Source organism: Niastella sp. sgz303648, from assembly GCF_059587045.1.
Genome location: NZ_JCAPSW010000005.1, coordinates 152,787 through 164,941 on the forward strand (window position 1 = coordinate 152,787; position 12,155 = coordinate 164,941).

Consider the following 12,155-nt stretch of genomic DNA (forward strand, 5'->3'; position numbering starts at 1 on the left):
GACTGCGTACAGTCATTTTTTGGCGCATCTGAATCAGGTTAACAGCCGGCAATTGAGGTACTGATTGCAGGCTGCTAACTTTTTTGCGGCGCGAAGATACCACCAATTTGCGTATTAATGACCTCCACTTAGTTGCTGATCAAAATCGAGACCCTGTGATTTTAAAATATGTTTTACTCTCCATGCAAAAAATGCCAGGTAAGCAAAACATATTACAGTAACAAAATACGATTGATGTATTCCAATAATATCTGCCAGTTTTCCCTGTATAGGTGGTATAATGGCTCCTCCTAAAATCATCATCACCAAAAATGATGAACCCTGCGTTGTATATTTTCCCAAACCGGCAATTGCCAATGAAAAGATACATGGCCACATAATTGAGCAGAATAATCCACCGCTTAAAAATGCATAAGTGGCAACATGACCTACAGTAACAAGACCAATAGCCATAGCTAAAATGCCCAATAAGCTGAAAATCAGCAACATTAAAGCAGGCTTTTCCTGGCTTATGAAGAAACCGGCAATTTGTATCACTACGCAGATGATATACCAGTATAACGATGAAACATCATTTTTGGCAATTGCATTAACACCTAATGTAATACCAAATGCCACAAGAGGTACTAACGCGAGTAAGAAATTCTTTACCGATTTTGATGGATTGAAAACAGGAATAGCCCCTGCCCAACGCCCAATCATTAAGCTGCCCCAATACAATGAAATAAAGGGAGCTGCTTTTGCCGTAGCTATACTACCAAATTCTTTTTGTTTCAATAATTCACTCAGGTTACTGGCAATGGCCACTTCTACACCCACATAGGTAAAAATTCCCAGCATACCTAATACAAGCTGAGGATAGCGCATGGCGCCCCAGCCACTGCTGTTTTTTGAAGCACTTACATTGGAAAATAATAATCCGAACACGATAACCCCTAAAGCCCCCAATAACCAATACATCCTGTATTTTTCAAGCGGGTGTTTGTAGGTGATTAACTCAGCATTTTTGGTTTTGATGGAATTTTCCAATTCTGCTTTATTGGTAGTTCCTGTAATATCAAGCGTTGACCCGGGAATATTGGCAGTAATGCGGGTAAGCGAATCGAGATTCTTTTGAGTTTGGTTAATTTCCTTTGATAAAACTTCAATTTTTTGAGCTTCCGGACTTTTATAACTGCTAAAAACGGGAATAAACATAGCAATTAATAAAACAGTTATTACAAGTAAGGATACAGTTGCTTTGTTTGAACGTTCAATTTCTGCTTCTGATTTGCCGGAAGGTAGTTTTTTGGAAAAAACAAATAATAAAGCAGCAATAAAAAACAGGGCCCCTACACAACTATATAAAATAGTTACAGTATCTAATTTTAATGAAGCAATCTGTTCATCGGTAACGGTAGTAGAACCAAATAGTGCTAAAGCCACTACAATGGGTCCAATCATGGTTCCAAATGAATTTACACCACCGCCAAGGTTAACGCGGTGCGAACCGGTAGCCGGATCACCAAGCGTAATAGCAAAAGGCTGAGCGGCTGTTTGCTGTAACGAAAAGCCTAAGGCTACGATAAATAATGCACTTAATACTGCCGTAAATCCGCTATAGTTCACAGCCAGTATCATGGCCACTGCCCCAACAACAGATAATATCAGGCCATATATAATTCCTTTTTTGTATCCCCACGAAGCCATCAGGTCTTTTCCACGGCTTACGCCTATTAAATATAAAAACAATGCACCAACATAATAAGCCAGGTAAAAGGCAAAGTCAACAAGCTGCGACTGAAACTGATCCAGGCTAAAATAATGTTTGCAGAAAGGAATAAAGATGCTATTTGATGCAGCAATGAACCCCCAGAAAAAAAATACAGTTACTAAAGTACTTAAAGCGCCGTAGTTGGTTGGTTGGTTTGATTCATTCATAACCGTTCGGTTGTTTTGAATTTAAGTGATGAAAGTAGTAAGAAATCCTCATGCGAAAAATTTTTTCATTGCTAATCATTCGTTTATAGCAATTGATATATCCAACGTAATCAAATATTTGCAAAATTATTTAAGCTTTTAATACCATGTTGCATGATATCAGTCAGTATACACTTTGTAAACACACACAATAGTGTGTTCAAATACTATTTTGTACCTATTTTTTATGGCACGGGCGTCGTTGAAGAGGCAAAGTTGGCAAATAGTTCGCGTTTACTGGTGTCGTTCGGGCAATCTTTGTAATCATTTTTTTACCATCTGCATCATAAAATCAAAAACCTTCCTATATTGAACACACATTTCCATTTACTAATAACTGATCAACCAAGAATGGATATTTTACATGTCAGCGCAGAGTGTTATCCCGTAGCAAAGGCAGGAGGGCTGGGAGATGTAGTAGGGGCCTTACCGAAATACATGAACCAACTGGGGCATGCAGCCCGGGTGGTTATGCCTATGTACCGCACAAAATTTTTATATGCCAACGAATGGGAAGTAGTACATAAAGGCAACACCAATATGGGCAACTGGTGGTTTGAATTTACTGTGATCAGGGAAAAAACCAATAAACTTGGATTTGAATTATACCTGATAGATGTAAATGGCCTTTTAGACCGCGAAAAGGTTTACGGTTATTCCGACGATACCGAACGCTTCACCGCCTTTCAGATCTGTGTGCTCGACTGGCTCAATTCATGGAGCACAAAACCCCACGTAATTCATGTGCACGATCACCAGGCGGCCCTGATACCCTTTATGGTAAAACATTGCCGTAAATATAAAGGGCTGTCGCATATTCCTACTGTACTTACTATTCATAATGCACAATACCAGGGCTGGATGCCCTGGAGCCGGAGCGTTTTAATTCCGCAATGGGATATGTGGAAATGGGGCATGCTCGACTGGAACAATACCATTAATCCCCTGGCCAGCGGTATAAAATGCGCCAATAAAGTAACCACCGTTAGTCCCAGTTACCTGCGCGAGCTCAAATACATGAGCAATGGGTTGGAAGCCCTTTTCGAGTATGAAAAAGGCAAATGTGTAGGTATTTTAAATGGTATTGATGATAAGATTTGGGATCCGGAGCATGATCATTATATAGAAAACCACTATTCAATTAATGATTTGGAAGCCGGCAAGGCAAAAAACAAAATGCTGCTGTGCGACCAGTTTAACCTCGATTTTGATAAACCGTTAATCGGTTTTATCGGAAGACTCGTAGGTGAAAAAGGGGCCGATCTGTTGCCCCGCGTTATCAGCGACTCGTTTTACTTTTTGGGCCGAAGAATGAATTTCCTCGTATTGGGTAGCGGCTTCCCCGAAGTAGAAGCCGGTTTGGCAGCACTGAAACCAATATCACAAACTGATTATAACGTATATGTCGGTTATAACGAAGCGTTAAGCCACGTTATGTATGCCGGTCTTGATTTTTTATTGATGCCTTCGAGGGTAGAACCCTGCGGACTAAACCAGATGTATTCGATGCGATACGGCACGGTACCTATGGTGCGGCGCACAGGCGGGTTAATTGATACCGTAATTGATTTCGGTGATCCCGGCGGTTATGGTATTTGTTATAATCAGGCAAGTGTTCCTGATGTTACGCATGCGGTTTGGCGGGCAGCAGAATTATACCACGACAAAGAAAAAATGAAGGTGATCCGTCATCACATGATGAAGCTCGACTTCAGCTGGGAAACCAGCGTGCAGCATTATATTGACGTATATGAGAGTTTATAAGTAAGAGTCCGGAAGTCAGAAAGTACGAACAACAAGTTTCTGACTTAACTAAAATTTGTAATGTAATTATTCAATAACTTTAAATAATAAGAAAGTCAGCAAATCAGAAAGTCCGAAAGAATCTCAGGTCCCTTGAACTATCTTTCGAACTTCCGGACTTTCGGGCTTTCCGACTTTAAAAAAAAGACAACAAATGAGCAAACAAGTGATTGCTGTCATTTTGGGAGGAGGAGCCGGAACCCGTCTATATCCCCTCACTGCCAGCCGTTCAAAACCCGCTGTGCCTATTGCCGGAAAATATCGTTTAGTTGATATTCCCATTTCGAACTGTATTAATTCCGGTATAAACCGCATGTTCGTATTAACACAGTTCAACTCGGCCTCCTTAAACAAACACATTAAGAACACGTATCACTTCAGCATTTTCAGTACTGCGTTTGTTGATATTCTGGCGGCTGAGCAAACACCCGACAATCCTTCGTGGTACCAGGGTACAGCCGATGCCGTTCGAAAATCGCTGCGTCACCTGCATCAGCACGATTTTGAATACGTGCTCATTTTGTCGGGCGACCAGTTGTACCAGATGGATTTTCAGGATATGATCGATAAGCACCGCGAAACGGGAGCAGATATTTCTGTAGCTACCATTCCGGTACATGCCAAAGAAGCATCTGATTTTGGTATTCTGAAAGCCGATCATTACGGTCATATCACTTCTTTCATTGAAAAACCCAAACAGGAATTGTTGCCCGACTGGAGCAGCGAAACCAGCGACGAAATGCAAAAGCAGGGTAGGGTATACCTGGCGTCGATGGGTATTTACATCTTCAACCGCAAACTGATATTTGATCAGTTAACCGAAGAACATAAAAATGCTACCGATTTTGGTAAAGAAATTCTACCCAAATCGATCGGCGTTCATAAAATAATGAGTTACCAGTACAGCGGGTACTGGACCGACATCGGAAATATTTATTCATTTTTTGAAGCCAACCTGGCGCTCACGTCGGATATTCCGCCGTTTAATTTATTCGATAATTCGAATGCGGTGTACACCCGCGCCCGCATGTTGCCACCGGCCAAGATCAGCGGCACCACGCTCGAAAAAACGATCATTGCCGAAGGAAGCATCATCAATGCCAGCCGTATCGAAAACAGCGTTATCGGTATCCGTAGCCGCATCGGTCATGGCACTACGGTAGTAAGCAGCTATGTAATGGGATCAGATTATTTTGAAACCATTGAAGAAATGGAACATTCTGTTGAAAGAGGCTTACCCAAATTAGGCATCGGCGAACGTTGCTATATTCGCAATGCCATCATCGATAAAAACTGTCGCATTGGTAACGACGTGCGCATCAACGGCAGCAACCATCTCGAAAATACCGATCATTCGCTGTATACGATTAAAGATGGAATTGTGGTAGTGAAGAAGGGGGCGATACTGCCCGATGGATTTGTGATCTGATAAAATATTGAATATTAAATATTGAATGTCGAATGTTGAAGTGCTTTTACTTCGATATTCGACATTTTTTATTCAACATTCGATATTTAATACTTACTCCGCACCTTGCGCCTTGTACCCTGGACCTCGTGCCTTATTTCTTTGTACCTTGTGCCTTATCAAAGCGATTGCATATGGAACCATCCCCCATAGTTTTGGATACCGAAAAAGCCATCCAATCAAAACCCCACTTTAACTTCTGGCAAATATGGAATATGTGTTTCGGGTTCTTTGGAATACAGTTTGGCTGGTCGTTACAGATGAATAATATGAGCGCCATTTATGAATACCTCGGCGCTACCCCCGAACAGATCCCCGGCCTTTGGCTGGCGGCCCCCATGACCGGTTTAATTATTCAACCCATTATCGGTTATCTCAGCGACCGCACCTGGCATCCTACCTGGGGCAGGCGACGGCCCTTTTTTTTAATCGGCGCTATTTTAAGTTCCATAGCACTTTTTATTATGCCCAATGCATCGGTCATCTGGATGGCAGCCGGCACGCTGTGGATACTCGACTCCTGTATCAATGTTAGCATGGAACCCTTCAGGGCATTTGTAGCCGATAATCTCAACGAAAAACAACGGCCATTCGGCTACGCAATGCAGAGCATGTTTATAGGCGCAGCAGCTTTTATTGCCGGATTTTTACCCGGCTTGCTGGTGCAATGGCTTCATGTATCGCGCGAAAAAACAGGCGGCGGCATTCCCCAAAACATTATGTGGTCGTTTTACATTGGCGGCATTATGTTTTTAACCGCCGTAGTGTATACCGTTGTACGCAGTAAAGAATATCCGCCTACCGATCCCAACTGGCGGCAAAAGCTCGATGCACAGCATGGCAGTGGCATTAGCGGTGCGATAAAAGAAATTACTTCTTCGGTCTTTAATATGCCTTCGCAAATGAAGCGGCTGGCACTGGTGCAGTTTCTTACCTGGCCGGGGTTGTTTTTGATGTGGTTTTATTATTCAACCGGCGTTGCCCGTGATATTTTTAAGGGCGATCCTGCCACCTCAAGTGAACTTTTTACCCGCGGACTTGAACATGCCAATGCCACATCTTCGATTTTAAACCTCGTTACCTTTCTTTTTTCGCTTACTCTTTCATTTTGGGTAGCCAAAGTGGGCAAAAAAATGACCCATACTTTTTGTTTACTGATAGGGGGTGTAGGATTATTTATTGTGCGATATATCGGTGACCCGTCGATGTTATACCTTGCCATGAGCATGGTTGGTATAGCATGGGCCTCCATTTTATCGATGCCCTATTCAATGCTCGCCGGTTATTTACCCGAAAATAAGATTGGCATTTACATGGGCATTTTTAATTTCTTTATTGTATTGCCTGAGATTATTGCCTCTTTATTTTTTGGAAAAATTATGGAAAGCTTTCTGCATAACGACCGGCTGCTGGCGGTTCAGTTGGGAGGTTGTTTACTGATAACAGCAGGTATTGTATGCTCCCTCATTGTAAAAGAAAAAAAATATGAAGACCTGCTGTAAGAAATTTATTACCTCCTGCATCTTTTCCTTATTGTTTTTATTTGGTGTTGCACAACCACAAATATATCCGGTAGATAAACCGCAGGTATATCCCAGTCATTGGTGGACGGGTATGAAAAATCCTCAACTGCAATTATTGTTGCATGGTAAAAATATTGGCAATGAAGAAATCAGACTGAACGCTTACTCCGGCGTGGAGTTGATCAAAACTGATAAAGTAAAAAACCCCAATTATTTAATTCTTACGTTAAATATCAGCAAACAGGCTAAACCGGGACCCATTGTTTTTAAGCGAATCATTCATAGCGGCTATGCTCCGGTAGCACAGTCATTTTTTGAATTCGAACTCAAACCCCGCAGCAATCAAAACGGTAAAACACGCATCAAAGGCATCACCTCAGAAGACCTGATTTACCTCATCATGCCCGACCGCTTCAGCAATGGCGATCCATCGAACGACCGCATAGCCGGTATGAAAGACCAAAGCCTCGACCGGTCGGATATTTTTAAACGCCATGGCGGCGATTTAAAAGGCGTACAAAATCACCTCGGTTACCTGCAGCAACTGGGCGCAACTGCCATTTGGCTGAACCCCGTTTTAACCAACGATATGCCCGATCGTACCGAACATGGCTATGCGTTCACCGATCATTACTCCATTGATCCGCGCCTCGGCGGCGCCAAAGCTTATCATGAACTGATTGATTCCATTCACAGGCGTGGCATGAAAATCATTCAGGATGCCGTTTACAACCATGTTGGCATTGAACATTTTTTATACAGGGACCTGCCGGATAGTTCCTGGTTTCATTTCTGGCCCGTTTATACGAATACCACCTACAAAGACCAGGTACTGATGGACCCTTATGCATCGGCCATCGATAAAAAAAGAATGAGCAATGGCTGGTTCGTACCTACCATGCCCGACATCAACCAGGGAAATCCGTATTTCGCCACCTTTCTCATACAACACGCCATCTGGTGTACCGAAGAATTTGGATTAGATGGCTGGCGCATCGATACCTACGCCTACAACGACCTGAATTTTATGAACCGCTGCAACAAAGCGTTGCTCGAAGAATACCCTCAATTACATATGTTTGGCGAAACATGGGTACATGGCATACCCAACCAGAGCTTTTTTACCCGCAACCTGTATAACATACCATATAAAAGCAATCTGCCAGGTGTAACCGATTTTCAGCAAAACCTGTATGGCATTGTTCCCGCATTAACACAGGCCTTCGGCTGGACGGAAGGCGTGAACCGCCTGTATTTGACCACCACCAATGATTTTGTATATGCCGATGCCGGCAAAAACGTCATCTTTCTCGACAACCACGACATGAGCCGCTTTTTCAGCGTAGTAGGCGAAGACGTTGCCAAATTAAAAATGGGCCTTGCGTGGTTACTCACGTTCCGCGGCATTCCGCAGTTATATTATGGCACCGAAATATTGATGAAAAACTTTTCAAACCCCGATGGACTAGTACGGCTCGATTTTCCCGGCGGCTGGCCCGGCGATGCCAGTAATAAATTTGAAGCCACCGGCAGAACTGACGCCGAAAACGACGTTTTCAATTACGTTAAAACACTTGCCGGCTATCGCAAAACATCATCTGCACTCAAAACCGGAAAGATGATGCAGTACGTTCCCGAAGAAGGGGTATATGTATATTTTCGCTACAATAATCAGCAAACAATTGTATGCATTATGAACCCCGACAATAATGAAAAGGAAATAGACATGCGCCGTTTTGAAGAAAGAACCAATGGCTTTACCAAAGCAAAAAATATTATCGACGGATCGGTGATGGATATAACAGGAAAGATAAAAGTGCCGGGGAAAATAGTGTGGGTGGGGGAGTTGCATTTATAATGCCGAAACAATACTTTAGCGTTATTATTTGCTACCATGAACCCGCATTGTTCATTTCGTTCAACCGGCCACCACAACCACGCACAGCAGGAATTCCCGCACAATCCCGAAACGGATAAAGCCATTTTACAGACAGGCTAATCTTTACTTACTTAAAAGTACATGCTATGCGTACTATGATCTTGTTATTGTTATTGGTAAACTGTTCCGCGGCAGTAATTAGTCAGACAATACCACTTACCAAAGTTTTTATTTTACGACATGCGGATAAAGCCGGTGAAGACTTGTCTGAAGCAGGGCAGGCCCGGGCCAAAGAATTAAAAAGGGTATTGGGAGAAACACATATCGATAGTATATTTTCAACCAATACACCCCGTACCAAACATACAGCGCAGGTATTAGCCGATGCGCAGGGTTTGCCTGTAGTTTTATACGACTCCGAAGATGAAGTAATAAAACGGGTTATGAAAAATTGCCGGGGTAAAAGAGTACTTATAGTTGGCCATTCCAACACGGTAAGCAAACTAATACAAAAATGCGGTTGCACGCCGCCTTCCTCCATCAATCCAAATATTCCTGATACGCAATTTGACAATCTGTTTCTGGTAATGTTTGAAAAAAAACAGTCACTAAAAAAATGTGAGGTGCTGCATATGAAATATGGTGCAGTTACGCCTTAATTGAGCGACAGAATAAAAGTAAAGGAGCTTTTGTAAAGTTTTAAAACTTTACAAAAGGTTCAACTTGCATTTGAATAGCGGAAGAGATATTTTAGCTGCAGAATGCTAAAAACCTTTACCCCTCGCATATTGATGAAATTTTACATAACTGCATTTATCCTTCTTGTTCTCTGCTTTAAAAGTAACGCCCAACCAACCGATAGTTTGCAACCGTCCTGGCAATCTATGCAGACGATAATGCCATACAGATCATCTTTAAAAATAAATATAAATGGCCTCAGGCTTGGACTTGAACAAAGACTGTCAAAAAACACAACTTTTCAAGTGGAGATCGGGCATTTACGGAAAAAGCAGATCGTTTTAAATCCGCAGTTTCGGTGGTATGAACCATTGTTTAAAAAAACGTTGGCATTTATTGGTATTGGTTATTTATATAAACACGATGAATATACATTCAGCGATTCTTTTTCAATTACAGGCAGTTCGGTACACGATTACAAACAGATGTCGATCAGTAAGTATATTCATGCCTTTACTTTGCATTCAGGCTATTTTTGGCAGGAAAGGATATTTAAGCATAATTTCCTCTTTGAATTTAATTTTGCAGCAGGAATTCGCTTTAAAAAAAGCAACCGGTACGGATTAAATCAAAACGAAGAAATGGTTTGGGGGGAAGCCTATATTCTTCGGCCTTTGCATGAACAGGATACCGAAGGCAGGTTTTTAAAATATCCTGAAATAACGCTAACGGCAAGATTAATAATTCCTTTAAGAAAATGAAAAAGGAATAGACATGCATGGCTTCAAAGTCTGCCATTGAGTTCATTTAATTTCCTTAATAGTAAAGCTTAGGAAATGGTTTAAACGCTAAATGTATAGCTCCGTTAACCGGCTGGTTGCGGTGGCAAAAGGGCAAATTCTGATTTATCATATAATAGTAATGATGATAGGGGAGTTTTTGATGGCGTTTTTCGCCGTTTGGACTGTTCACCATGACACGCACGAAAATCCCGAACTGGCAAGAACGCAGCGTACCGGATGGAAGAATAAAATGGCGTTGTAGACGCTTTTCAACACTATTATAACTTTTTCTGCCATTGTGATTTTGTAATTTCGAATCAGGAACAATAATTCAGTGTATGCATGATTTTAAAACACCGCTATTGCTGGTTGTTTTTGTTATAATATCAACTTTTACTGCTATTGCTCAACTTCCCATCAACCAGGAACGATTCGACCTGATGTTTCAGGAAAGCGCACAGGGCTACAAATGGATTTATAACGGCATTACACATTTGTTTTCGATAGAAATTTATGAAGATGACGTGGAACAGGTAAAATATCCGAGCGACATTTCTATTAATAAACAGGTGATCCATACAGCTGCCACACCAATACGCGATACCAGCACAAATCTTTCCAATCTTTCCATCACCCGGCAAAAAGCCATGCTAACTGCTTATCTTACTAAAAAAGCCGGCCAATTGACCGCGCCACAATTGAAAAAAGAGTGGGTGACCGTTAACTCAAAATTGTGGCTGATTGGTTTGTATCCGGTAATAAAAAATTCCGTTCCCACTAAAAATAAACAGCTGATCGTTTCAACAATCTGTTTTAATCAGGTGCTTGAGTTGAATACCACCGTGGCAAACGAGGAAAATCTGAAAAAAGCGAAAATCCTGCTCAACCAGCTCATGGCAACTTTGAAGTTGTCGAACACACCGATTGATCCTTAAAATTTATGGAATGATTACAAATATCAATTGGCGGACGCTTTTATAAGAATTAAAAAAATAGAGAAAATCCTTTTCCTTTCCCTGGAATGTTTCCTTGCGACATAGCCTGATTATAGGAGAAAATTTCCTGCTCAAGATGTTTTTTATATTGACCAAACATGAAAGAGTTAAAGATTTGTATATCTTCCTGTTTTCTTGTCTCCTGCAGAGCGACAAAATAGTCCGCTTTGTCTTCTTTAAAAACGATAGCGAGGGGCAAGCCGTAATACGCCTGGATATAATTCATTAGAAGACGGCTTGTACGACCATTTCCATCATAAAAAGGATGGATTGATACAAGGTCAAAATGCGCAACAAAAGAAAGTTTTAATTGATTTATTTGTTCCTGTGTTTGAGAAAGAGTTTCATTTAAACGACTTACAAGCTCTGTTGTATAAGGTATTACTTTATCAAAATTTGGAAAGTAGGAGCCTCCGGCGCTCACATTTCCCTTGCGGAACATTCCTTTGGAAGCGTCAATTTCCCCAAATACAGTGTTGTATATACTTCCCGTGGTTTTCATCACCCGGGCATTGATTTGTTGAATAAATTCAATACTGATCGTTTTCTTTTCTGCCGCTGATGCAAGTATGAACTTTAATGCTTCATAATGGTCTTTAACCATTAAACTATGGGTCAACGGTTTTCCTTTTGGGGTAATGCCTTCATCTAAGAGCAAACGGGTTTCGACTTCGGTCAATGTCGATCCTTCAATACTTGTAGAGTGGTGGGTAATAGCAAAATCATTGAATTTATCGTGATCAATAACCTGATGCAAATTCAATTGGGTATATTGAGCTAATAGGGAAGTAATTTCATTTGTCATTTAATCAAAGATACATTAAGGCGCTGGTTAGAAATATGCATAAGAGAGTTGAGTTTTAAAGGAAATATCCTATTTAACATAATATTAATTATAAGAAAATAATAGCCAGGAATTAAACGCCGGTCAGCGCTTAATTCCGGGCTACGTATTCGTTTTCAATAAATTAAATCCCGGGGAATGTGCCAGAAAAAGATATTTACCGGTCAGTTGATTTTATACAAGTCTCAGAAACCACTTATACTAAACTACTGACTTTTCCGTTT

10 protein-coding genes are annotated in these 12,155 nt (G+C 41.3%); 8 read left to right on the forward strand and 2 right to left on the reverse strand.

Going from position 1 to position 12,155, the window contains the following annotated elements:
• Positions 1-114 precede the first annotated feature (114 nt).
• Positions 115-1,920 (reverse strand): MFS transporter, encoded by a 1,806-nt coding sequence (locus AC59IL_RS16260; protein ID WP_496553219.1) that lies wholly within the window; start codon positions 1,918-1,920, stop codon positions 115-117.
• Positions 1,921-2,310: 390 nt separating this feature from the next.
• Between AC59IL_RS16260 and AC59IL_RS16265 the strand changes: the two genes are divergently transcribed.
• The 8 genes from AC59IL_RS16265 to AC59IL_RS16300 all read left to right on the forward strand — a co-directional run bounded on the left by AC59IL_RS16265 (position 2,311) and on the right by AC59IL_RS16300 (position 11,027).
• Complete coding sequence (locus AC59IL_RS16265) at positions 2,311-3,723, forward strand: glycogen synthase (protein ID WP_496553220.1); 1,413 nt, start codon at positions 2,311-2,313, stop codon at positions 3,721-3,723.
• A gap of 193 nt (positions 3,724-3,916) precedes the next feature.
• Positions 3,917-5,191, forward strand: a complete 1,275-nt coding sequence (locus AC59IL_RS16270) for a glucose-1-phosphate adenylyltransferase (protein ID WP_496553221.1) — start codon at positions 3,917-3,919, stop codon at positions 5,189-5,191.
• 173 nt (positions 5,192-5,364) lie between these two features.
• On the forward strand, positions 5,365-6,732 hold the full coding sequence (locus tag AC59IL_RS16275; RefSeq protein ID WP_496553222.1) for an MFS transporter: 1,368 nt from the start codon (positions 5,365-5,367) through the stop codon (positions 6,730-6,732).
• A complete protein-coding gene (locus tag AC59IL_RS16280) occupies positions 6,716-8,611 on the forward strand; it encodes a glycoside hydrolase family 13 protein (protein ID WP_496553223.1) in 1,896 nt (631 codons plus the stop codon). Before AC59IL_RS16275 ends, AC59IL_RS16280 begins: the two co-directional genes overlap by 17 nt.
• Before the next feature lie 167 nt (positions 8,612-8,778).
• Positions 8,779-9,291 carry a SixA phosphatase family protein gene (locus AC59IL_RS16285; protein WP_496553224.1) on the forward strand — a complete coding sequence of 171 codons (513 nt, stop codon included), beginning with the start codon at positions 8,779-8,781 and terminating at the stop codon, positions 9,289-9,291.
• Between the two features lie 324 nt (positions 9,292-9,615).
• Entirely contained in the window at positions 9,616-10,071 is a 456-nt protein-coding gene (locus AC59IL_RS16290) for a hypothetical protein (RefSeq protein ID WP_496553225.1), read from the forward strand.
• A 91-nt stretch (positions 10,072-10,162) separates the two neighbouring features.
• The gene (locus tag AC59IL_RS16295) at positions 10,163-10,354 is read left to right on the forward strand and encodes a hypothetical protein (protein WP_496553226.1); all 192 of its coding nucleotides are present in this window, start codon (positions 10,163-10,165) and stop codon (positions 10,352-10,354) included.
• 76 nt (positions 10,355-10,430) lie between these two features.
• Positions 10,431-11,027 (forward strand): hypothetical protein, encoded by a 597-nt coding sequence (locus tag AC59IL_RS16300; protein ID WP_496553227.1) that lies wholly within the window; start codon positions 10,431-10,433, stop codon positions 11,025-11,027.
• 49 nt (positions 11,028-11,076) lie between these two features.
• Here the strand turns inward: AC59IL_RS16300 and AC59IL_RS16305 are convergent, their stop codons facing one another.
• Positions 11,077-11,892 carry a Fic family protein gene (locus tag AC59IL_RS16305; protein WP_496553228.1) on the reverse strand — a complete coding sequence of 272 codons (816 nt, stop codon included), beginning with the start codon at positions 11,890-11,892 and terminating at the stop codon, positions 11,077-11,079.
• Positions 11,893-12,155 lie beyond the last annotated feature (263 nt).